The sequence below is a fragment of the Thermosynechococcus sp. B1 genome, assembly GCF_030322985.1.
GTDB lineage: Bacteria > Cyanobacteriota > Cyanobacteriia > Thermosynechococcales > Thermosynechococcaceae > Thermosynechococcus.
Genome location: NZ_CP096573.1, coordinates 294,669 through 317,936 on the forward strand (window position 1 = coordinate 294,669; position 23,268 = coordinate 317,936).

Sequence of the window (23,268 nt, forward strand, 5' to 3'; positions counted from 1 at the left end):
AATTACGCTAAGTTTCGCAGAGGAAAGTCAGGACGAGTGCGCCCAAAAGTTCTTGCTGGCAACTGGAAAATGCACAAAACCCAACAGGAGGCGGTGGCCTTCCTACAGGAGTTCTTAGGGAAATTGGTGGACACCCCCAGCGATCGCGAGGTGGTGCTCTGTGTTCCCTACACCTGTTTAAGTGTATTGTCCAAGAGTCTGCACGGAACGCGGGTGAAGCTGGGTGCCCAAAATGTCCACTGGGCGGATCAAGGGGCGTTTACAGGGGAAATTTCGCCACCGATGCTGGTGGAGTTGGGCGTGCGCTACGTGATTGTTGGCCACAGTGAGCGGCGGCAGTATTTTGGGGAAACGGATACTACGGTCAACCAACGGCTCAAGGCTGCCCAACACTATGGCCTGACCCCCATTCTCTGTGTCGGTGAAACGAAAGCCCAACGGGATGCTGGCGAAACGGAAAACCACATCCTTCAGCAGTTGGCGCTGGACTTGGTGGATGTCGATCAGAGCAATTTGGTGATTGCCTACGAACCCATTTGGGCGATCGGTACGGGCGATACCTGTGAAGAAGCGGAAGCCAACCGTGTCATTGGCCTGATTCGTAGCAAGTTACAAAATCCCGATGTTCCCATTCAGTACGGTGGCTCGGTGAATGCCAACAACATTGATGCGATCATGGCGCAGCCAGAAGTTGATGGGGTGCTGGTGGGTGGCGCTAGTTTGCAACCGGAGAGTTTTGGGCGCATAGTTAATTATAAGCCCCTTTGAACATCACCGTCAGTTCTGCGTCAGTGCCCCAGATCACACTTATCCAAGAGACAGCGCACTGCCCTCGGCGCAGAAAAACTTAAAGATATCAACATACAGCCCTTTCCCAAGCATGGCATGCACTACCGCTCCAGAGCGCAATGCTGTGTATGCAGCTAAGAAAAGGATCGGAGCGAGCGATTTATTACAACTGTTATCGTTTGCTGGGCGATTTCTTCATTTTCTTTTAGGATCGAAGTAAGGCTGAGCGATGCCGAAAGGAGGCCGACGATGCGCCAACAACTCTTCAGTGCTTTGACAGTTTTAGCTGCTTTTGTTAGTCTCAGCAGTGCTGCTGTGGCACAGCCGATGGCGATCGCTACCCTCACCCCCCCTGAACTTCAGGAACTGCAACGCCTTGTGCCCCGCAGTGCCGAGGACTACTACAACGTGGGATTAATGCACCAAGGTACGGGTGATCTGGCCGCTGCCATTCATGCCTTTAGCCAAGCAATCAGACTCAACCCCAGTGCTGACTACTACTTTGCTCGCGGCCTAGCCTACTATGACCAAGGGGATATGCAGCGGGCGATCGCGGACTTTAACACTGCGCTGCGCAACGATCCACAGTTTATTGCCGCCTACTACAACCGGGGCATGGCCTATCTTGCCCTGCAAAACTACACAGCGGCGATTGCAGACTTTGATGCTGCCCTAGCGCGGGATCCGCAATTTGTTGCTGCCTACTATAGTCGGGGCATGGCTCACTTCGATAGTGGCAATGTGGAATTGGCGCAACGGGACTATGAGCGTGCTCGCGCTCTCAACCCAGCGATGACAGCCCAGTACTACGATCGCGCCCCCCGTCCCCTCACTGGCGGTCCCTAGTACCTGAAGCCACCGATTGCGGCGATAATAGGGGGATAATGTGCATGATAAGGATGAGCGATCGCGCCTATGCCCAGAACCCCTTCTGAATTTGCGGTGCATTTATTTCTGGATGGCGGTCACCGTGAGGAGGTGCGCTTCCCCACCATTCAAGACTTCCAGAAGTGGTACAGCAACGAGTTAGTGGCCAAAGCAGATTCCAACGACTTTATTTCCGTTCCCATTAAAAACATTCAAGGGGAATACATGGTGGTGCGCCCCTCGAAAGTCTTTGCAATTCGGGTAGAACCCGTGTTTGCCTCTAGTGTGGATCGCTTTGCCTAACGTCTATGGCGGGTTTATTCGCAGGATGGGTTCAGGGGGTCGTGATCCTCGCAACGAGCGCGATCGCCACAGCACCAACGGTTGCTCCCTTAGCGCGCCAAAGCCAACTGCCCCCAACGGTTGCCCTAGATACGGCCCTCTGGCAATCCCCTAGGGAACGAGCACGACTGCTGCAAGCGATTGATCATAGTTTGCGTTACCTGCGCACCGATAAAGCGCGCCGCGACTACGCTGCCTACACTGCTCCCGGTCAACCCGGCGCCGCCCTTGGCCCCAATCTCCATCAGCGAGTGATCCGCTCCCTCGAACGCTTTCGCCATCTGGTACAAACCCGTCGCTCTGCGGCAGAACTGCAAGCATCTGTCAAGCGAGAATTTGTCTTTTATCAATCCATTGGCACCGATGGCCAAGGGCGAGTGGATTTCACGGGCTATTATGCACCGACGTATCGTGCCAGCTTAGTGCCCACCGTAGAATACCGCTATCCCCTATTTCGTCGCCCCCCCAATTTTGAGCAGTGGCGAGAGCCGCACCCAACCCGCTTGGAACTGGAAGGGGCGGATGGTCAGCAGTGGCGCAATGGGCCTTTGCGGGGTCTGGAACTGGTCTATTTGCGCGATCGCCTAGAGGCCTTTCTGGTTCACGTCCAAGGGTCGGCTGAGCTGCAACTGCCCGATGGTCGCCGCTTTACGGTGGGCTATGCCGGTAAGACCAATCACCCCTACACGAGTATTGGCCAAGAACTCATTCGCGATGGCAAAATTCTCCGTGAGGAACTGACGCTACCGCGCCTCATGGCTTACTTTGAGGCCAACCCCGCTGAGTTAGATCGCTACTTGCCCCGCAATGCCAGCTTTGTCTTTTTTGAACACACCCAAGGGCGTCCCCCCACGGGTAGTCTTTCAACCCCGGTGATTCCAGAGCGTTCGATCGCCACTGATAAGTCCCTGATGCCTCCGGGTGCCTTGGCGCTGATCAACACGAAAATTCCCCTCAAAGCCCAAGGCCAATGGCAGCAAACCCCCGTCAGCCGTTTTGTTTTGGATCAGGATACGGGGAGTGCCATTCGCGGGCCGGGTCGTGTCGATATTTTCATGGGCACGGGGGAGGTGGCCAAAGCGCGGGCGGGTCTGATCAATACACCGGGGCAGTTGTACTATTTGCTCCTGCGGGAATAGCTAGGGGTGCAGTGCTACTTTAATCACTTGGCGCGCCTTCATTGCTTGGAGGACGTTTTCAATCTCCGTGAGGGGGGCTTGGCCACTAATCAGTTTCTCGAAGGGCAGTGTACCACTGGCAATCCATTTCAGGGCTTGGCGGACAAAGGTGGGTGTGTTGTGAAAGACCCCCTTGAGGGTGAGTTCTTCGTAGTGCAGGCGTTCGGTATCAACGCGGATCGAAGTTTCGCGGGGGCAGCCACCAAAGAGGTTAATGGTGGCACCGGGGCGACCACAGGCGATCGCCGTTTCCCAGACTTCAGGTACGCCAGTGGCTTCAATGACAATATCGGCACCCCGTCCTTGGGTCCAGTCTTTGACCACCGTAGGAATATCACTGCACTGGTGATGATTGACCGTTTGCTCTGCCCCAAAGGTGCGGGCGATCGCCAGCCGCTGATCGGAACCGCCAAAGGCGAAGACCCGTGCCCCCTCTTGTGCCAGCACACCGACAAACATCAAGCCAATGGCACCATCCCCCAGCACCACAATTTGCGGTGGACTCGGCCAAGTCGCAACCATTGCGGGGTCAAAGCCAGAGCGAGCCACACCGTGGAGGACACAGGCGAGGGGTTCGGTCAGCGCCGCCAAGGCAAAGGAGAGGGACTCCGGAATAGGCAGCAGATTCTGGCGGACAATGCTGGCGGGAATTTTTAGGTACTCGGCAAACGTGCCATTGTTAAACTCCAGATGGGGGCACAGGGAAAAGGCTTGGCGTTGGCAGTAAAAACACTGGCCACAGGGGGCAGAATTATTCGCTACCACGCGATCGCCCACCCGCCATCCCGTCACACCCGCCCCAAGGGCAACAATTTCCCCGGCCGCTTCATGGCCAAAGAGAATCGGTGGGGTTAGCATCCGTGCATGACCGCCGCGCCGCCATACCTTCAAATCGGTACCACAGGTAGTGGCGGCCTGAACACGAATCACCACTTCCCCCGGCCCCGGTATCGGATCGGCGACGCTTTCAATGCGGACATCTTCTTTGCCGTAAAGCACTGCTGCTTTCATTGCACTTCCCCCATTAGGCCAACCATTGCAGGAGGCCACAGAGCAGTCCCAAAAGGGCAACCAACCCATAAAACGTACTCACCACCCGCAGTTCTGACCAGCCCCCCAACTCAAAGTGATGGTGTAGAGGGGCCATGCGCAGCAGCCGCTTGCCCACGCCATCGGGACCTTTGGTTGCCTTGTAGTAGAGCACTTGGGCAATGACTGAGAGAGACTCCACAAAGAAAAGACCACTGACAATCAACAGTTCCCAGAGGTGATGACTGGCCAAGCCAATGCCCGCTAGGAGTGCCCCAAGGGCTAGGGAACCCGTATCCCCCATAAACACCCGTGCCGGATGGTGATTGTGCCAAAGGAAGCCGAGACAGGCACCACTCATGACCACTGCCAGAATTTGCAAATCGGGATGGGCGGTCAGAATAATGCCTAAAGCGAGAAGGGCGATCGCTGCCGTGCCACCAGCAAGACCATCGAGACCATCGGTGAGATTGAGGGCATTCCCTTCCGCCATCGGCACAAAAATCGCCAAGGGGATAAAGGCAATCCCTAAAGGCCAAACCCAGCCCCAAGGCGCGGTCACTACCGTTGCCGTTGGATCGCTTCCGACCAGCCAAGCACAAAAAAGAGCTGCCCCAATCCCCTCAAGAAGGAGTCGCAGCCGCGCCGATAACCCTTTGTTGGATTTACGCCGCAGAACTTGCCAGTCATCCCACCAGCCAATGGCGGCATAGCAGAGGACAAGGAGGGCGATCGCCCCCACCGTTGCGGATACTTTCCCCTGCGCAACTCCAGTCCACAGGAGGGCTAGACCTAACCCTGTCGGCACAAAAAAGATTCCCCCCATTGTCGGTGTGCCCGATTTTTGCAGGTGAGATTGCGGGCCATCTTCGCGAATAATCTGCCCCGTTTTCAACCGCCGCAACAGGGGCACCACGGCCCTCCCTAGAACTGCAACGATGGCAAAGCTCAGCAACCAAGGCAGTGTCAAGGTTTGCAACGGCTGTTGCCAGTGGTTTGCCCCTGTATCGTAGGCAATGCTAGCCATGAGCAGGCCAATAGCGAGAAGGCCAAAAAGTCGCTGTCCTGTCAGCCAACGGGGTTCAATGGCAGCCGTGGTTTTGGTGGAGGGCATGGGGATAGCTCTAGCACATCACTCCGATAATAGGGGGATCTGTGCCCTACTCCTCAAGCCCTAGGTCATCTTCTTCGTCGTAATCGCCCAAGGAGTCACCAACAAATTCCTCAATTTCACCCATATCATCGAGGGTGCTATCCACGATCGGGTCTGTCTCATTGGCATCACGGGCAATTAATCGACCCGTTTGCTGTAACCATTCCAAAATGGAGCGATCGGAACGACCCGCAGCGGTTAAGTTCTTTTGGGAAATGGGTTCTTCGTACAAAGAGGGGTTGTATAGGGTCATAGGGCTAAGGTGAACGGTGTTGTAGTAGTCCAATCCTCTACTTTAACGTTTGCCCCTAGGAATGTAAATCTGCGTTTTGTGGCGATCGCCCAAAGTGGCACATTCTCTGGAACCTGCCTAGACTGGAGAAGTCCCTAAAGAATGGGCATGAAACTTTGATACACGAGGGATAGAAACAATGTCTTTACTCAAAAAATCATCCATCTCTTTGACGGTTTTAAGTGCGGTGTCCCTCGGCGGGGGGGCGATCGCTGCTCCCTACCCCCCAGAAGTGGTTTCCCGATTTACCAGTGAATGTACCACTGCCCTGCAACAACAGGTGCCACAGATGGCGCAATACGGCAATGCCTACTGTACCTGTGTGATCAATGAACTGCAATCCTCGCTCACCTTGGCAGAATTTCAGGCGATCGGTGAAGATGTACAGACCAATGTCACTCCCGAAGTGCGCCAGATGCTCACCAACACGGCACAAACCTGCCTGCAACGAGTCACCCAATAAGCAAAGGGGGAGAGAAATCCCCCCCAATATGATCCTAGACTGCGCTTAGAAATTGAGCGGCAGCGGCTTGCAGATCGGCGACTTTATCGAGTTTTTCCCAAGGTAGGTCGAGGTCATGACGCCCAAAGTGACCATAGGCAGCCACATCTTGGTAGAAGCGACCACCGCGATCTTGGGGCAAGTGGCGCAGGCCAAAGGTTTGGATAATGGCAGCGGGGCGCAGATCAAAGTGGGTTGTAATTAACTCCAGCAGTTGCTCTGGGGCAAGTTGACCCGTGCCAAAGGTATCCACAAAGAGGCTCATGGGGCGAGCAACGCCAATGGCATAGCTAATCTGTAACTCGCATTTGTCGGCTAGGCCTGCGGCCACAATGTTTTTGGCAATGTAACGAGCCATGTAGGCAGCACTGCGATCGACCTTGGTGGGGTCTTTCCCGGAAAAGGCACCGCCCCCGTGACGGGCATAGCCACCGTAGGTATCAACGACGAGTTTACGTCCTGTGAGTCCCGAATCCCCCTGAGGACCACCAATGACAAATTTGCCCGTGGGGTTGACGAGAAAGCGGGTCTTGTCATCGGGTTTAATTGCCAGATCCGCAAAGACAGGGTTGACGACGGCTTCCCATAGATCGGCTTTAATCTTTTCTTGAACGGCCGCTTCGTCGCTGATGTCACCAATGGTGGCCGTGTGTTGGGTGGAAATCAGGATGGTATCAATGCCCACCGGCTGGCCATCTTCATAGATGACGGTGACTTGGGTTTTGCCATCGGGACGCAGATAAGGAAGTTGACCCGTTTTGCGGACAGCGGCCAAGCGACGCGCCATGCGGTGAGCCAAGCTAATGGGCAGGGGCATATACTCAGGGGTTTCATTGCAGGCATAGCCAAACATAATGCCCTGATCACCGGCGCCAACGCGATCTAATTCGGCATCACTGAGGCGTTCCCGTGCTTCTTGAGCCGTGTCCACCCCTCGGGCAATATCGGGGGATTGCTCATCAAGGGCAACGATAACGGCACAGCTATTGGCGGCAAAGCCATTTTCAGCATCGGTGTAGCCAATTTCATGGATTTTCTGCCGCGCTAGGTTGACGTAGTTGACCTGTGCCTTGGTGGTAATTTCCCCCGTAATCAGGACTAAACCGGTATTAACCACCACCTCAGCAGCAACGCGACTCTGGGGGTCTTGGGTGAGGAGGGCATCGAGAATGGCATCGGCAATTTGGTCGCAAATCTTATCGGGGTGGCCTTCGGTGACGGACTCCGAACTAAATAAGTAACGCAAGATAGCACTCCTATGGCATGGGTTGTTGAAAGAACTGCAAGAAATTGGTTTATGGTAACACGGACTTTTGACTAAAAAACAAGGATTGGTTTCTAAATCCTAGGATTATACCTGAGCAGTAGGACACACGAGTGATTGTGATGATTGGCTAGACTAGGAGCAGATTTTAGGCGTTTCAAGTTGTATGTCTGCTTTACGCTATGCCTACTATCCTGGTTGTGTGGCTCAAGGCGCCTGTCGGGAATTAGACCTCTCAACGCGGGCGATCGCCCCCCTGTTGAATATCGACCTTGTGGAACTGCAGGAAGCCAGTTGTTGTGGCTCAGGCACGTTTAAGGAAAATTCGTGGCTGCTAGAAGATACCGTCAATGCCCGCAACATTGCCCTTGCCGAACAGTTGGCTTTGCCCCTGTTGACCCATTGCAGCACCTGTCAGGGGGTGATTGGCCATGTGGATGAACGCTTGAAAACTTTTCAGCGCGATCGCCCGGCGTACGTGGCAGAAATTAACCAAGTGTTGACGCAACAGGGCTGCGCTCCTTACCAAGGCACCACAGAAGTGAAGCATTTACTCTGGGCGATTGTCGGCGATGTGGGCATTGACGAGTTGCGCGATCGCGTCCGTCGTCCCCTCAAGGGACTCCGCTGTGCGGCCTTTTATGGCTGCTATCTCCTGCGCGCCCAAGAGAGGCTGCCCTTTGATCACCCGATTCGTCCCACCTCAATGGAACAGGTCTTTGAGGCAGTTGGGGCTACCCCCATCGAGTATGAGGGACGCACTCAGTGCTGTGGTTGGCCCATTTCCAGCTATGCGACGGCGGCCAGTTTTGCCATGGCAGCACAACGACTCCAGAGCGCGATCGCCCATGGCGCGGATTGCATTGTCACCCCCTGTCCCCTCTGTCATTTGAATCTGGATGCTCGCCAACCAGAAATTGCCCAGCAGGTGGGAGTTGCCTTCAATTTGCCGATTCTCCATTTGCCGCAACTGGTGGGTCTAGCCCTTGGCCTGCGTCCTGAGGAACTGGGTTTGAGAAAACATGTGGTTTCAACGCAACCGGTGTTGGCAAAACTAGGGCTTTAGCTGATTTCCAAGAGGCCTGATTCAGTGCAGATAGCTTGCAGTGGCTGATCCCACGGATCACGGGGCAATTCTGCTAGAAGGGCTGACTCAAAGACAATTCCCCAGCGACACACGTGCTGCCAATCGGGGTGGGCAAAGAGGCGATCAAAAAAACCGGCGCCATAGCCGAGACGGTACCCTTGGCGATCGCAGGCAACAGCAGGCACTAGGCAGAGATCAACACACGCTGGATCAATCGGGGGCGCTTCGGGGGGCGGTTGCCAAAGGCCATAGCGTCCTTGCTGGAGAGTGTCTTGGTTGCCATTAAAACAATGCCACCGCAAATCCTGACCCACGACACGGGGCAAGCCCCACTGTTTCGGGAGTGACCAGAGGAAGCGCAAGTCGGGTTCGCGGCGATGGGGCACATAGGTCAACACTGTGGTTGCCTGTTGAAACTGGGGATGATCAAGCAAGTGCTGACAAATGCGCTGACTGCGATCTTGCCACTCGCGATCGCTCAAGTGCTGCCGCCATTCAAGATAGTGTTGTCGCAGTTTGACTTTATCGCTCATTGATTTTCTGGGCACCAAAGCCACAAGTTAAGAGATAGAGGCCAAAGTGAGTGTTTAGCCTGAGGAACGATGCAACTGTCCCCCCAAGAAAAAGACAAGCGCCTGATTTTTACCGCCGCTCTTGTGGCCGAACGTCGTAAAGCACGGGGTCTCAAGCTCAATTATCCCGAAGCAGTGGCCTATATTTCTGCTGCCATTTTGGAAGGGGCGCGGGAGGGGCGCACAGTTGCTGATTTGATGAACTATGGCACAACACTGCTCAGCCGTGACGATGTCATGGAGGGGGTGCCAGAAATGCTCACAGAAGTACAAGTCGAAGCAACATTTCCCGATAGCACGAAGCTGGTGACAGGGCATACCCCCATTCGCTGACGTCTGAAAACGCTTCAAGTTAGCGCCAACCAATGACTAGCAACGCATTCCCAAGGGGTGCGGAAAGAATTTTGCAGTCATTCAAATCCCGATAAAAATAGTCGGATATGTTTGACAGGGCGATCGCCCCCTGCTAGGATGGTCAACAACTTGTCTGAGGCAGTCTGACACCCATGACCGCAACCCTTAGCTCCACCACCGCCACCGCCTACTTTACCCACCTCAAATGCAAAGAGTGTGGCGCAGAGTACGAACCCCAAGCCATTCATGTCTGCGAATACTGTTTTGGCCCCCTAGAGGTGAAGTACAATCTGAGCCAATTGGCGGCAGCCGTAACGCGCAGCACGATTGAGGCGGGGCCAAAGTCCATTTGGCGTTACCGTCCCTTTTTGCCTGTGACATCGGCCAACCCCATTGATGTGGGCACAGGGATGACTCCCCTCGTCAAAGCCCAGCGGCTGGCTCGGCGGCTCGGACTCAAGCATCTGTACATCAAAAACGATGCTGTGAATATGCCCACCCTGAGCTTCAAGGATCGGGTAGTATCGGTGGCGTTGACGCGGGCGCGGGAATTGGGTTTTACGACAGTCTCCTGTGCCAGTACCGGCAATTTGGCGAATTCAACGGCAGCGATCGCAGCTCATGCGGGGCTAGATTGCTGTGTGTTTATTCCAGCGGATTTGGAAGCGGGTAAGGTCTTGGGGACGCTCATCTATGGGCCAACGGTGATGGCCGTTGAGGGCAACTACGACCAAGTGAATCGCCTGTGTTCGGAAGTGGCGAATACCCACGGGTGGGGGTTTGTCAATATCAATTTGCGCCCCTACTATTCGGAAGGGTCAAAGACGCTCGGTTATGAGGTGATTGAACAGTTGGGCTGGCAGCTTCCTGACCACATTGTGGCTCCCTTGGCTTCTGGCTCTTTGTTCACGAAAATTTACAAGGGCTTCCGCGAATTTGTGGAAGTGGGTCTGGTGGCGGATAAACCCGTGCGCTGTAGTGGTGCCCAAGCGATGGGCTGCTCCCCCATTGCTCAAGCCTATGCCGAGGGGCGGGATTTTGTGGCACCCGTGAAGCCCAACACCATTGCTAAGTCCATTGCCATTGGTAACCCCGCCGATGGGGTCTATGCCCTAGAGATTGCCCGCAAAACCAATGGGGCGATCGCTGCGGCCACCGATGAAGAAATTGTGGCAGGCATTAAGCTGCTGGCGGAAACGGAAGGTATTTTCACGGAAACCGCTGGCGGTACCACAATTGCCGTTCTCAAAAAATTGGTGGAATCGGGCAAAATTGACCCTGAGGAGGTGACGGTGGTCTATATCACGGGCAATGGCCTGAAAACCCAAGAGGCGGTGCAAAACGACATTGGTCAACCCCTGACGATCGAACCCAAGTTGGCTAGCTTTGAGCGCGCCTTGGAGCGATCGCGCACCCTCGAACGGTTGGATTGGCAACCGGTATTGGTCTAGTCGGTTTTCCCGACGCTGTGTTGAAATTTATGGATGGTTTGTAGAGGTCTATGGCTGTTACTGTTTTGATTCCCACTCCCTTGCAAAAGCTCACCCGCGATCAAGCAACGGTGGAGTGCCAAGCCCAATCGATCGCCGAGCTTCTGGAAAAGCTAGAGCAGGACTGCCCCGGCATTAAAGGGCGCCTCTGTGATGAAAGTGGCCAACTGCGGCGATTCGTCAATTTCTACGTCAACAATGAGGATATTCGCTTCCTCAATGGCATTGAAACGCCCCTCAAGGATGGCGACGAAGTCAGCATCATTCCCGCGATCGCTGGCGGCTAAGCAAGAGGAATTTGCTCCTGTTGAGATGATTGAACGCTGATTTTAGCTCTGGGGGAAGGAAGCGATCTGAGTTCCTCTTCGGTGTAAATTTGCGCCGTCAGGGGCTGATTTTTAAGCCATGCTGCAAGCCGCTGATAGAGGACGCGATCGCCGCCAAGGTATCCACCGCTTCTTGGGAAGAGATTTGTTAGGATCAGGGCACTGTTTGCCGCTGCTGTCCGATGTTTCAGTCTTGGTTACAGCCCATTGCCAATTCTCCAATGTTGGCTCCCGCCAAAGATGTTGAGGATTCCCTGCTGCTGCGCCTAGGGGTCTTGGGCATGGTGATTGTTGGCTTGGTGGCAACCGATGTGGCGGCGGATACTGCCAATAGTCTCTGGGCGGTTCCCCTCTCCATTGCCGGCTTTAGTTGGAGTTGGTGGGCACGGCGACAAAAAAATGTGGTGGCAAAGCTGGCGATCGCCATTGGGATGTTGACGGCATTGGCGATTTTTTTGGGGCGATTGGCCACCCTCAACCAAGATTCACGGATTCTGCTGACGGAACTCTTGATTCAACTGCAAGTGCTCCATAGCTTTGACTTGCCCCGCCGCAAAGATTTGGGCTACTCGATGGTGATTGCCCTGATTTTAATTAGTGTGGCGGCCACCCTCAGTCAAACCATGACCTTTGGGCTGTTTCTTGTGATCTTTCTGGCGATCGCCCTACCTGTACTCGTCCTTGACTACCGCTCGCGCCTTGGCTTACTCTCCACCACCCTGAAAGCCTTGGCCTTGCCTTGGCGGCAATGGGTCGGCCTCTTTGCCCTGATTCTTGGCTTGGGGATGGTGGTCTTTGTGCTGCTGCCGCGCTTCCCTGGCTATCAGATTCGCACCTTGCCTGTCAGTGCTGAAATTCAAGTGGCAGGGGAGTTTGACCAAACCCGGGTGATCAATCCGGGCTATGTCAGTGGCCGTGGTGGTGGCGGTGTCGGCGAGGAACTGGCCAATCAAACCTTTGACCCGAACTTTTACTATGGCTTTGGCTCCGAGATTGATCAGACCTTTGGCGGGAGCATGACGCCTAGGGAGTTAATGCGGGTGCGATCGCAAGCCCCCGGCTTTTGGCGCGTCCTTGCCTTTGACAAATATACGGGGCGGGGTTGGCGCATTAGTCGCAACGATGAGGCAGAAGTGCTGCGGCGTTCCCCTTGGAGTTTTCGCTATCTGCTGCCACAACAACTCTCCCAAATGCCGACGCGGGAAGTGATTCAGACCTATACCATTGTCTCTGAGTTTAGTAACCTGATTCCCCATCTCTACGAACCCCGCGAACTCTATTTTCCCACCCGTGAAATTGCCCGTGACCCCGATGGTGGCCTGCGTGCGCCAGTGCCCTTGCCCGAAGGGCTGACCTATTCTGTGATTTCCCAAGTGCCCGTGCGCGATCGCTCTCTGTTGCGCAGAGCGCCAAAATTAAATCACACCGTAGGCTATCAGTCCTACCTTGAAGTGCCCCCTGACCTGAAACCACGCCTGCAAGCACTGGCCAAAGACCTCCTTGCCAAGGCCGATCGCTCGATTCCCGAACCCTACGAGCAAGCTCTCTACCTCACCCAAGCCCTGAAGCAATCCTATGCCCTGAAAACCGACATTCCCGAACTAGGCAAAGATCAAGACTTGGTCGCAGCCTTTCTGTTTGAGTGGCGCGGCGGCTATCCCGATCACTTTTCCACGGCGTTGACACTGCTACTGCGCAGTATTGGCATTCCCAGCCGCTTGGTCACCGGTTTAGGAACGGGGGAATTTAACCCCTTCACGGGCTTGTATGTGGTTCGCAATACCGATGCCTATGCCCTGACGGAAGCCTACTTTCCCAATTTGGGCTGGTTTCTCTTTGATCCAATTCCGGGGCACGATCTCTATCCAGCCACCCTAGAGGTAGATCAGACCTTTAGCGTCCTCCAGCAGTTTTGGCAGTGGGTCACGGGATGGTTGCCGACCCCGGTGACGGGATTTTTTGGCATTATCTTTGCTACCCTCGAAACTGCTTTGCAAAAATTCTTTGATCTGTTTAGCCAAGGGCTGGGGGGGATTGTCCAAGGGATTTTGATGCTCTTTGGTGGCGTCATTGTGGTCTGGGGTTTGTGGTACGCTCTCCAGACGTGGCGATATCGTCAACGCCTGCAAAAACTGCCGCCGATCGCCCGCCTCTATGTACAAATGCTCGATGGTCTCGCCCAGCAGGGATTACCGAAGCGACCCAATCAAACGCCGTGGGAATACGCGCGATCGCTGCAAACCGCTGGCCGTCTTGATGCCGTCAGTCAGCGAGCCATTGAAACCCTGACGCAGGCCTATGGGGCTTGGCGCTATGGTGGTGATCAGCCCCCCTTGCCACCCCTGAAACGCGCCCTGAATCAACTGCGACAACAACGCTGGCGATCGCTGCAACGCACGGTAGCGGATCTGCGCCGTCGTTAATCCTTGTCCTTGGGGTTGCTGTCATCGGCGAGGGCATCATCGCTCACTAGTTCGGTCACCAGCACCTTATCCACGCGGTTGCCATCCATATCCACCACTTCAAAGCGCAGGCCATCGGTTTCAATGTAATCTCCCGACTGGGGAATACGCCCAAATAGCGTAATGATTAGCCCGCCAAGGGTGTGGTAGTTGGCCGTGTCCTCCTCAGGTAAACTTTCCCGCCGCAGCAATTCCTTGAGTTCATAGGTGGAGAGCAGTCCATCCAATAGCCAAGAGCCATCCTCCCGCTGAATAATTTGCGGTTCTTCCCCCTCGTCGTGGCGCAGTGTGCCAATAATCGCCTCCGTGAGATCATTGAGCGTCACCAGCCCTTCGATGCCCCCGTATTCATCAGTAATCAGGGCAATGTGTTGACTCGATTGGCGAAAGAGTTCAAGGACATCAAGTGCCGGTAGGCCTTCGGGAACAAAGAGCGCTGGTTGCAAAAGCTGGCGCAGGTCAATCTCTTGCTGGGTGAGACGAGCGGCCAAAAAGTCCTTGGCTGAAATAATTCCCAAGCAGTGATCAATGGTTTCTTCAGCCACGGGAAACCGCGAATGGGAACTGGCTAGGATTTCCGCCTCCATTTCTTCAAGGGAAGATTCAATATCCAGCCACACAATATCGGTGCGGGGGGTCATGATCGACTGAATCGGGCGATCGCCCAAGTTGAAAATCCGCGCCACCATGTCCTGCTCCGCCACCTCAAAGAGACCCGCCTGTGCCCCCTGCTCAATCAGGACTTTGATTTCATCCTCTGTAACCGTTTGGTCGGCAATGGTGGCAATGCCCAATACTTGCAGAATGGTATCTGTGGAGACGCTGAGTAAATGCACAATCGGAGCCGCTAATTTCGTCAGCCATGTCATGGGTTTGGCAATGTTGCAGGCGATCGCCTCGGGGTACGTCATGGCAATGCGCTTGGGCACCAGTTCGCCAATCACCAAGGAAAGGTATGTAATCCCCGTCACCACAAGGGCAATACTCAAAGGCTGGCTGTATTGACCCAACCATGGCACGGGACTGAGGACAGCCTGTAACCGCTGGGCAAGGGTGACACCGCCCACGGCACCACTGAGAATCCCAATCAGGGTAATCCCAATTTGTACAGCCGAGAGAAAATTATTCGGGGAGTTGGCGAGTTTTAGGGCTGCCTTCGCCTTGCGTTGACCCCGTTTTGCCAGTTGCTCGAGGCGGACTTTGCGTGCAGAGACCACTGCGATTTCAGCACCAGCAAAAATGCCATTGGCGATAATGAGCAGCAGCACAAGTAAAATTTCTAAGGCAGCGGCAGACATTGCAGCTATTCTTCTAGGGGGAACCCCAGATATACAGTCTGAGTCGGCATTGTGGGTCGTCAGGCTTATTCAAGAGACTGCTCCTTTACTGCCGATGTTGTTTCTATCATGCTGAATAAATCGCCCCTCTGCCAGTGATATCGACCTGTTGAGGGGATGTGATTGGGTCATTAAGCAGTTTTGGCTGTTTCGAGGGGGTTCCATCCTTAGGGAAAAGGGTTGTATAGCAGTCAGGATACTGGAATCTGGGAGACTCTACAAGGGGGCGGAATCTTAGAATAGACGTGATGTTTCCCTCGCCAACCAATGCACGAGCGACTTCAACGCTTCCTTACCCTAGGGGCGATCGCGATTCTGGTGCTGTTAATTGTGGCTTTCCTCTGGAGCGAAGAGGCACTCCAGTCGCCGAGCCGCACTTGGGAGACCCTCAGTAATGCAGTGATTACCTTGGTGGGGGAGTATCCCGATCGCCCGCGCACCCTGCTGGGGCAAGTCCTGCAGCTGCTGCTACTGCTCTTTGGCACCTTTGCCTTTGGTGCCCTGATTGGCAAGTTTTCCGCCTACTTTGTCACCCAAGCTCTTAGCCAAACCCTACCCATGAAACCCTTTAGCAATCACATTATTATCTGCAACTGGAATGCCAAGGCGCCCCTTGTGCTCCGCCAATTGATTGCCGCCAACGCCTACCATCCCCGCGACATTGTGCTTTTATGTGCTGAACCGATTGCACTGGATCCTGAATTCCAAGGGCGCCCGGATGTCTTTGTAGTACAAGGGGATCCTACCCACCATGGCACCCTAGAGCGCCTCAATGCCCCCCAAGCCAAAGCCATTATTCTGCTTGCGGATGCCGACATGGAAGCTCCCGATGAAAAAAATGCCCTCATTGCCCTTGCGGTAAAGCACCTAGAGAAAACCCCTGGCCAAGAGCAGGATATTCATGTGGTGGCCGAATTGGTGAATAGCGATCGCCAGCGCCACCTTAAGGAAGCAGGGGTGGATGAAGTGATTTTGAGTCAGGACTATAGTTCTGGGATTCTGGCCCAAAGTGCCCTCTTTCGTCAAATGTCCGAGGTCTATCGCCAACTCCTGACCTATTCTGATCACACCAATGAGTTCTACTTTATTGAGCCGGGGTACTATCCCACCACCCTCTATGGCCTCTCCTTTGCTGCCCTCAGTGCCTGGATGAGTGAGTACAGTAGCCGCCATCCAGAGAACCCGCTGCTCCTGATCGGGATTCGCCGCCAAAATCAACAGGTGTTGCTCAACCCTCGTCCCACAGACTTTCAGAGCCTTGACCCCACTGACACGCTGATTGTCATGGCCTATCGCCCCATCTATGACTTGCGGGGATAAACCCGTCCTTTCCAAGCACCACCCCGACCTTGCCAGTGGCGCCGCGCCGAATCCAGTGTCATCAGCGTATAGAGGAAGGCAATCAGCGGCAGTGTCAGCGCCCAAGCGCCATTGAGGCCATAGAAACGCACCGTTGGCCCGTAGGCGATCGCCATGCTCCCCCAAGTGAGTCCCGCCATGACGGCTAAGGGCAGCGACTGACCGATCAGACCGATAGCAAGGGCAAGGGGCGCCCACAAATACACCAGTGTCATGCCAATCACGGTTCCCACCAGCAAGAGCGGTGAATAGGACAACTGCGTATAGGCGGTGCGAGCCACCATCTGCCAAATACTGCCGAGCGTATTGTAGGCACGCAGACTCACGGTGGTCGGTGTCAGCCCCAACCAAATGCGGTAGCCGGCTTGTTTGACAGCGGCAGCTAAGGAACAATCATCAATCAGGGCATGGCGAATACAGGCAATGCCACCAATCTTGTCCAGCGCCACAGGATCAATCAGAATACAGCCCCCCGCTGCAGCCGCCGTTGATCGCTGTGGATCGTTGACCCAAGGGAAGGGATAGAGCTTGGCAAAGAAAAAGACAAAGGCGGGAATCAGCAATTTTTCCCAAATACTTTGGCAGCGCAGTTTCACCATCAGCGAGACAAGGGCACAATTTTGCTGACGGGCGTGGGCGACCAATTGCCGCAAATTTTGGCGATCGTGGGCAATATCGGCATCTGTAAGCAGCAAGTAATCGGGATCAAACGCACGGGCGGCCTCAATGCCTTGGGACAGTGCCCAGAGCTTACCGGACCAGCCGGAAGGAAGCGGTGCGCCCTCGATGACCGTCAGGCGATCGCCCTTGCCCAGTTCCAAAGCCGCTTGGCGAGCAATGTCCCCTGTGCCATCGTCACTTTGATCGTCCACCAAGATCAGATGTAGGGTTCCCTCGTAGTCCTGTTCGAGGAGCGATCGCACACTGGTGCCAATCACCGCCGCCTCATTGCGAGCTGGAATGACAACCACCACCCTTGGCCAAGCCCTGAGGTCTCCCCCCTGTAGCCGCTGATCCGGGCGCCAAAACTGTCCCCAAAACAGCAGCAAAACCAGCCAGATCACAAGGGAAAGAACCGTTACACTCAACAGGATGAGGGTTAACACAGGGGATATGGTCATCACAGTTCACTATCGAGGACTTCTTCAGCCATAGGATTGAGGTGCTGATGTTGCTGCCGTCGCGATCGACGGCGATATTTTTTCGGATCCAAGAGGGGTTCAAGGCGCTGCTGCCCTTGGCGGTCACTCTTGGCCTTCACTGGGGGTGCCTTCCCTAAGGATGGCTCTGAACTGGCCATTGTTTCTAGCTCATGCAAATACTCAATGTAGAGGGGGTAGCGCTCCCAATCACCGCGTACACAGCAGCCCGGTTCCTGATCGTGGCGACAGTTATCAAAGAGACACCGATCCTTGCTCAGCCGTTGGCGAATCTCCGGAAAAGCCGCCGCCAATTGCTGGGGGTCTTGGGGCAGTTCGGGTTGATTAAAGCCCGGTGTATCGGCAATCCAGCCCCCCGCTGGCAGGGGAAAGAGTTCCACATGGCGAGTGGTGTGCCGCCCCCGGTGCCAGTGATCCGAGACCGCACCGACGCGAATATCTTCCCGAGGTGTCAGATGGCGGATCAAGCTACTTTTGCCTACCCCCGACGGGCCACAGACAACTGTAATCTTATCGGCGAGGTGGGGATGCAGATGTTGCCAGTCGCTTCCTTGGGTGAGACTGAGGACATGGCAGTGATAGCCCCATTGATGCAGGCGATCGCGCCACTGCTGTTGCTCTTGCGCAGAAACTAAATCCGCTTTGGTGAAAACCACCTGAATCTCGACATTCAATCCCTCGGCGGTCAAGAGAAAGCGGCTAATTTGATGGACATCAGCAGGAGGGTCAGCCAAGGCAAAAAGGAGCAACACTTGATCGACATTGGCGATCGCTGGGCGTGACAATTGATTGCGGCGGGGCAAAATCTCAGCGATCGCTCCGCGGTGTCCTTGCCAGTCGGGATGGCTCACCACCACCCAATCCCCCACACACACCTGTTGCCCCATCTTCTTGAGGCGGGCGCGGCGTACACACAGTAACTCCTCAATGCCATTGGCGGCTTCTTGCAGGCGGACACGGTAGTAATTGGCCTGAACAGCCCGCACCAAGCCCACCAGATCACTCATGCCGGACGCTGCACCTGAAGGGCAAAATAGTCCTGCCGTGGCTCAATCCCAAGGACATCGTAGCCCGCTATGCGCAAACTATCGGGCACCTGCTCAATGGGTTCTCCTGCATCCAACCAGACCTCAAGGGGCTGCTGGGGGGGCAACTGTTGCAGTCGCAGTTTTGTGCGCACAAAGTTCAAAGGACAGGGCGTTCCCCGTAGATCCAATGTTTCCATGGCAGGGCAAGTAACCAACTGCAACTATCTTCCCAAAAAGGCGACCACCTTGGCGAATACCTGTTCTCGCTCCACATCTAGGGGAAGCAAGTGATCCGAATCCTTGAGCCAGTGCAATTCCTTGTGGGCACTGCCCAGCTGTTCATAAATCCTCTGCGCCCCTTGGGGGTCAACGACCGTGTCAGCAAGGCTTTGCAGAATCAGGGTTTCAGCTGTGATGGTTGGCAGTTTCCGCTCCACTTGGGCAATCAGGTCGAGGGCACTGCGCACCGCTTGCAGGTTGAAACTTTTGAAAAAGCAGGCGGCTTCTGCTGCTTGGCGTAGGGGGCGATCGCGGATTGGTAGGCTGCGCCGAGGCACCCAAGGAATCCACTGACCAATGGATAGCACCAAAGTTTCTGGAGCCAAGGGCAAAAACCAAGGCCGATAGATACGCAAAAAGGGAGCAAGGAGCACTAGGGCATCAACGGCATAGTGACGGGCAAGATGCAGGGCTAGCGTCCCCCCTGTGGAAAAGCCGATCACCGCAACCGTTGAGTAGCTCTCTCGCAAGGCCTGAAAGGCACTGACGACAGCCTCATACCACTGCGGCCATGTCGAGGCGGGCATTTGGGGAGTGGGGCGATCGTGCCCCGGATAGAGGATGCCCTGAACCGTCCAGCCTGCTTTGTAGAGAACCTCTCCCAAAAGTTGCAGTTCATAAACCCCACCCCCCAAGCCATGGAGTAACAAGCAGGCGCGATCGCCCTCAGGGTGTCTGTGGAAAAAGGGACGATTGACGAGATGAATCAATGCAGTTGCATGCCACACGTTACCAACATAGAAAAAATCTACCCCGATCGCTAGAGCAACCGAGGTAGAGGACGCGACGTTCATCTAGGCGGCAGTTCGCTTAAAGAGCCTAAAGATGAGCCTAAAAGCGTTCATGGAAGGTGCGGTTAATCACATCCAACTGTTGTTCGCGGGTGAGTTTGATAAAGTTCACCGCATAGCCCGACACCCGGATGGTGAGTTGGGGGTACAGTTCAGGGTGATCCATGGCATCCAACAACATTTCGCGGTTAAGCACGTTGACGTTGATGTGGAAGCCTTGGTCGTGGATGTAGCCATCCAGCAGATTCACCAAGTTGCTGATTTGATCCTCCCGTGTCTTGCCAAGGGCACTGGGCACGATGGAGAACGTGTTGGAGATGCCATCTTGGGCATGGACATAGGGCAACTTGGCCACGGATGCCAGTGAGGCGATCGCCCCTTTCGTATCGCGACCGTGCATGGGGTTAGCGCCCGGTGCAAAGGGTTCACCGGCTTTGCGGCCATCGGGAGTATTGCCGGTTTTCTTGCCATAGACGACGTTGGAGGTAATCGTCAGGATTGACTGCGTAGGCACGGCATTGCGGTAGGTTTTGTGTTTGCGGATTTCATTCATGAAGGTTTCCACGACCCACACCGCGAGACTATCCACGCGATCGTCGTTGTTGCCGTACTTCGGAAAATCACCCTTAATCTCGTAGTCCACCGCTAAGCCCTCGGCATTGCGGATCACTTTCACCTCGGCGTACTTAATGGCCGAGAGGGCATCCGCCACCACCGATAGACCCGCCACACCACAGGCCATGGTGCGAAAGACATCGCGATCGTGGAGCGCCATCTCCAGCCGCTCGTAGCAGTACTTATCGTGCATGTAGTGGATGACGTTGAGGGTATTGACATACACCTTCGCCAACCAAGCCATCATCTGCTCAAAACGGGGTAGGACTTCTTCCCACTTCAGGGTGTCGCCCGTAATCGGCGCAAACATCGGTGCCACTTGCTGGCCAGAGACTTCATCCCGACCGCCATTGATTGCGTAGAGCAGGGCTTTGGCTAAATTCACCCGTGCCCCAAAGAATTGCATTTGTTTGCCGACCCGCATCGCCGAGACACAGCAGGCGATCGCGTAGTCATCGCCCCAGTAGGGACGCATCAAGTCATCGTTTTCGTATTGGATCGAACTGGTGTCAATGGAAACTTGGGCGCAGAAGCGTTTGAAGGCCTCTGGCAAGTTTTCCGACCACAGCACCGTCAAGTTGGGTTCGGGGGCAGGCCCAAGGGTATAGAGCGTATTCAGAATACGGAAGCTGGTTTTCGTCACCAATGGGCGACCATCAAGACCCATGCCACCAATGGATTCCGTGACCCATGTGGGATCGCCAGAGAAGAGTTCATTGTATTCCGGCGTCCGCAGGAAGCGCACCATCCGCAGTTTCATCACAAAGTGGTCAATCCATTCTTGGATTTCAGCTTCTGTGGCTGTGCCGTGGCGCAAATCCCGTTCAAAGTAAATGTCGAGGAAGGTGGAGACCCGCCCAAGGGACATGGCGGCGCCGTTTTGTTCTTTGACAGCCGCAAGGTAGCCAAAATAAAGCCACTGAATCGCCTCTTTGCCATTGGCCGCTGGCCGCGAAATATCAAAGCCATAGCTGGCGGCCATTTCCTTGAGTTCATTGAGGGCTTTGATTTGCTCTGAGAGTTCTTCCCGTAGGCGGATGGTTTCGTCGTCCATGACATCCAGTTCTAGGGAAGCCTGCTGTGCCTGTTTGTCGGCAATCAAGCGATCTACCCCATAGAGAGCCACGCGGCGATAGTCACCAATAATCCGACCGCGGCCATAGGCATCCGGCAGTCCCGTAATGATCCCCGATTTACGACAGCGGCGCATTTCGGGGGTGTAGGCATCAAAGACGCCATCGTTATGGGTTTTGCGATATTTGGTGAAGATTTCCTTCGTGCGCGGATCCAATTCGTAGCCGTAGGCCTTGAGGGAGGTTTCAACAACGCGAATGCCACCAAAGGGCATAATCGCCCGTTTCAGGGGCTGATCGGTTTGCAGGCCAACGATTTGCTCTAACTCGCGATCAATGTAGCCCGGTGCGTGGGCTGTAATCGAAGAGGGGATACTGGTATCGGCATCAAGGACGCCTTTTTCGCGCTCTAGTGCCATCAGATCGCGCACTTTTGCCCATAGTTGTTGGGTGCGATCGCTAGCGCCTGTGAGGAAGGAGGCATCCCCAGCGTAGGGGGTATAGTTGCGTTGAATAAAGTCGCGCACATCAATGCGATCGACCCAATCACCACCCGTAAATTCTCGCCATGCCGCTTCGGGCAATTCTGTGTAGCGTGTACAGTTCATAATCAATGTTCCTCATCAAGTGTACAGCAATTTCTCGCGATCGCCCTTCACCAATAGCGATCGCCCCTTCAAACCAGCAAGAACCTGCTAACTGCAAATGCTAGAAAATACGCAAGAGATTAAGCGATTGCGATCAAACGAGAAATGCAAATGAACTTTTTGTAGGCCAAGCCTCATCACTCTTTTTCGGCCTGCTCACGCCTACACTTTCATTATACTCCCTATAATCTAGGGGCTGATTTTTGCAAAAAGTAAAGCATTCTGTTCATTGCTTTAGGCCGCGATCGCCCTCATTTCTTGGGCATTTTGCAACCGCTCAATTGCTACATCCAGCAGGGCTAAACCAGCCTCTAGGGTTTCAATGCGACACAATTCACTGCGCAGTTCTGCGGCATCAGCAAAGCCCTTAGCGTACCACGTCAAATGTTTACGCGCTTGGCAAATCCCCCGTTCCCCCTTGTATTCCCAGAGGGCAATGAGATGATCCCGCGCACAGTGCAGACGTTCAACCACCGTTGGCGCAGGCCGCAATTCCCCGGTTTTCAAAAAGTGATCAATTTCCCCCACCAAGAAGGGATAACCCATCGTTCCCCGCGAGCACATCACACCATCTGCGCCGGTTTGCTCCAAGCAGCGCACTGCCGCTTCCACCGAGAAAATATCGCCATTGGCAATCACGGGAATACTGACGCGCTCCTTCACCCGCGCAATCCACTCCCAGCGGGCTGGGCCATTAAAGCCTTGGGCACGGGTCCGCCCATGAACCGTAATCATTGCCGCGCCAGCATCTTCCATCGCCTTGGCAAAGTCAAGGATATTAATCTCCTGATCGCTCCAACCAATGCGGGTTTTGACCGTAACCGGCACAGGCACCGCCTTGGAGACCGTCCGCACAATTGTTGCTGCCGTTTGCACATCCCGCAGCAGCGAAGAACCACCGCCATTCTTCGTAATTTTATTCACGGGGCAGCCCATATTGATATCTACCGTATCCGCCCCTTCAGCCACTGCCTTTATCGCTGCTTCTGCTAGAAAATCAGGGCGACAGTCAAAAAGCTGAATACTAATGGGGTGCTCATTGGCATCCACTTCCATGATCCGGGGCAATGTTTTCAGATAGTGCAACCCCGAAGCACTGACCATCTCCGTGTACATCATTGAGTCGGGGGCATAACGGCGCACCAATCGCCGAAACACCAAATCAGTTACCCCGGCCAACGGGGACTGCAAGACCCGACTATTGACCGTAACAGAGCCAATCTGCAATGGCGTTGCCAAACGGGCTTTTAGCTCTGGAGACAGGGTTGACAT

The 23,268-nt window shown here is 54.7% G+C and carries 23 protein-coding genes; 11 read left to right on the forward strand and 12 right to left on the reverse strand.

Features of this window, described 5'->3' with window-relative positions; translation table 11 throughout:
* The first annotated feature begins 36 nt into the window (after nt 1-36).
* From tpiA to M0644_RS01440, 4 genes are all read left to right on the forward strand, one after another.
* Entirely contained in the window at nt 37-768 is a 732-nt protein-coding gene (gene tpiA / locus M0644_RS01425; RefSeq protein ID WP_286626278.1) for a triose-phosphate isomerase, read from the forward strand.
* A 270-nt stretch (nt 769-1,038) separates the two neighbouring features.
* Nucleotides 1,039-1,635 carry a tetratricopeptide repeat protein gene (locus tag M0644_RS01430; RefSeq protein WP_286626279.1) on the forward strand — a complete coding sequence of 199 codons (597 nt, stop codon included), beginning with the start codon at nt 1,039-1,041 and terminating at the stop codon, nt 1,633-1,635.
* Nucleotides 1,636-1,704: 69 nt separating this feature from the next.
* On the forward strand, nt 1,705-1,959 hold the full coding sequence (locus M0644_RS01435; RefSeq protein WP_149817491.1) for a hypothetical protein: 255 nt from the start codon (nt 1,705-1,707) through the stop codon (nt 1,957-1,959).
* 5 nt (nt 1,960-1,964) lie between these two features.
* Complete coding sequence (locus tag M0644_RS01440) at nt 1,965-3,137, forward strand: murein transglycosylase A (RefSeq protein ID WP_286626280.1); 1,173 nt, start codon at nt 1,965-1,967, stop codon at nt 3,135-3,137.
* Here the strand turns inward: M0644_RS01440 and M0644_RS01445 are convergent, their stop codons facing one another.
* From M0644_RS01445 to M0644_RS01455, 3 genes are read right to left on the reverse strand one after another with little or no spacing between them, the layout of a single operon-like run.
* Nucleotides 3,138-4,187, reverse strand: a complete 1,050-nt coding sequence (locus M0644_RS01445; RefSeq protein ID WP_286626281.1) for a zinc-binding dehydrogenase — start codon at nt 4,185-4,187, stop codon at nt 3,138-3,140.
* Nucleotides 4,188-4,200: 13 nt separating this feature from the next.
* Nucleotides 4,201-5,319 (reverse strand): phospho-N-acetylmuramoyl-pentapeptide-transferase, encoded by a 1,119-nt coding sequence (gene mraY, locus M0644_RS01450; protein WP_286626282.1) that lies wholly within the window; start codon nt 5,317-5,319, stop codon nt 4,201-4,203.
* 46 nt (nt 5,320-5,365) lie between these two features.
* Complete coding sequence (locus M0644_RS01455; RefSeq protein ID WP_149817500.1) at nt 5,366-5,611, reverse strand: DUF3134 domain-containing protein; 246 nt, start codon at nt 5,609-5,611, stop codon at nt 5,366-5,368.
* Between the two features lie 208 nt (nt 5,612-5,819).
* Between M0644_RS01455 and M0644_RS01460 the strand changes: the two genes are divergently transcribed.
* Nucleotides 5,820-6,113 (forward strand): hypothetical protein, encoded by a 294-nt coding sequence (locus M0644_RS01460; protein WP_286626283.1) that lies wholly within the window; start codon nt 5,820-5,822, stop codon nt 6,111-6,113.
* 34 nt (nt 6,114-6,147) lie between these two features.
* On the opposite strand, the gene metK is transcribed toward M0644_RS01460, so the two are convergent.
* Complete coding sequence (gene metK / locus M0644_RS01465; protein ID WP_149817504.1) at nt 6,148-7,398, reverse strand: methionine adenosyltransferase; 1,251 nt, start codon at nt 7,396-7,398, stop codon at nt 6,148-6,150.
* Nucleotides 7,399-7,582: 184 nt separating this feature from the next.
* Between metK and M0644_RS01470 the strand changes: the two genes are divergently transcribed.
* Nucleotides 7,583-8,482, forward strand: coding sequence for a CoB--CoM heterodisulfide reductase iron-sulfur subunit B family protein (locus M0644_RS01470; RefSeq protein ID WP_149817506.1), 900 nt, complete (start codon nt 7,583-7,585; stop codon nt 8,480-8,482).
* Here the strand turns inward: M0644_RS01470 and M0644_RS01475 are convergent.
* Complete coding sequence (locus M0644_RS01475; protein WP_286626284.1) at nt 8,479-9,036, reverse strand: 5-formyltetrahydrofolate cyclo-ligase; 558 nt, start codon at nt 9,034-9,036, stop codon at nt 8,479-8,481. The two genes, M0644_RS01470 and M0644_RS01475, sit on opposite strands and share 4 nt — an antisense overlap.
* Before the next feature lie 69 nt (nt 9,037-9,105).
* Between M0644_RS01475 and ureA the strand changes: the two genes are divergently transcribed.
* The 4 genes from ureA (at nt 9,106) to M0644_RS01495 (ending at nt 13,668) form a co-directional block, all read left to right on the forward strand.
* Nucleotides 9,106-9,408: an urease subunit gamma gene (gene ureA, locus M0644_RS01480; protein WP_149817510.1), complete on the forward strand. Its 303-nt coding sequence runs from the start codon at nt 9,106-9,108 to the stop codon at nt 9,406-9,408.
* A gap of 173 nt (nt 9,409-9,581) precedes the next feature.
* Complete coding sequence (gene thrC, locus M0644_RS01485; protein WP_286626285.1) at nt 9,582-10,880, forward strand: threonine synthase; 1,299 nt, start codon at nt 9,582-9,584, stop codon at nt 10,878-10,880.
* 50 nt (nt 10,881-10,930) lie between these two features.
* Complete coding sequence (locus tag M0644_RS01490; RefSeq protein WP_149817514.1) at nt 10,931-11,206, forward strand: MoaD/ThiS family protein; 276 nt, start codon at nt 10,931-10,933, stop codon at nt 11,204-11,206.
* A gap of 221 nt (nt 11,207-11,427) precedes the next feature.
* Nucleotides 11,428-13,668 (forward strand): DUF3488 and DUF4129 domain-containing transglutaminase family protein, encoded by a 2,241-nt coding sequence (locus M0644_RS01495; RefSeq protein WP_286626287.1) that lies wholly within the window; start codon nt 11,428-11,430, stop codon nt 13,666-13,668.
* Here the strand turns inward: M0644_RS01495 and M0644_RS01500 are convergent.
* A complete protein-coding gene (locus M0644_RS01500) occupies nt 13,665-15,005 on the reverse strand; it encodes a hemolysin family protein (RefSeq protein WP_286626288.1) in 1,341 nt (446 codons plus the stop codon). The genes M0644_RS01495 and M0644_RS01500 overlap by 4 nt on opposite strands.
* Before the next feature lie 306 nt (nt 15,006-15,311).
* Between M0644_RS01500 and M0644_RS01505 the strand changes: the two genes are divergently transcribed.
* The gene (locus M0644_RS01505; RefSeq protein WP_286626289.1) at nt 15,312-16,364 is read left to right on the forward strand and encodes a TrkA-related ion transporter; all 1,053 of its coding nucleotides are present in this window, start codon (nt 15,312-15,314) and stop codon (nt 16,362-16,364) included.
* Here M0644_RS01505 and M0644_RS01510 read toward each other — a convergent pair.
* The 6 genes from M0644_RS01510 to dusB form a co-directional block, all read right to left on the reverse strand.
* Nucleotides 16,346-17,524, reverse strand: coding sequence for a glycosyltransferase (locus M0644_RS01510; RefSeq protein ID WP_286626290.1), 1,179 nt, complete (start codon nt 17,522-17,524; stop codon nt 16,346-16,348). The two genes, M0644_RS01505 and M0644_RS01510, sit on opposite strands and share 19 nt — an antisense overlap.
* Nucleotides 17,524-18,570, reverse strand: coding sequence for a small ribosomal subunit biogenesis GTPase RsgA (gene rsgA, locus M0644_RS01515; protein WP_286626291.1), 1,047 nt, complete (start codon nt 18,568-18,570; stop codon nt 17,524-17,526). The genes M0644_RS01510 and rsgA overlap by 1 nt, the downstream gene beginning before the upstream one ends.
* A complete protein-coding gene (locus tag M0644_RS01520; RefSeq protein ID WP_286626292.1) occupies nt 18,567-18,788 on the reverse strand; it encodes a sulfurtransferase TusA family protein in 222 nt (73 codons plus the stop codon). The genes rsgA and M0644_RS01520 overlap by 4 nt, the downstream gene beginning before the upstream one ends.
* A gap of 24 nt (nt 18,789-18,812) precedes the next feature.
* Entirely contained in the window at nt 18,813-19,664 is an 852-nt protein-coding gene (locus tag M0644_RS01525; RefSeq protein ID WP_286626294.1) for a carboxylesterase, read from the reverse strand.
* A 37-nt stretch (nt 19,665-19,701) separates the two neighbouring features.
* Complete coding sequence (gene pflB, locus M0644_RS01530; RefSeq protein WP_286626295.1) at nt 19,702-21,957, reverse strand: formate C-acetyltransferase; 2,256 nt, start codon at nt 21,955-21,957, stop codon at nt 19,702-19,704.
* Between the two features lie 273 nt (nt 21,958-22,230).
* A complete protein-coding gene (gene dusB / locus M0644_RS01535; protein ID WP_286626296.1) occupies nt 22,231-23,268 on the reverse strand; it encodes a tRNA dihydrouridine synthase DusB in 1,038 nt (345 codons plus the stop codon).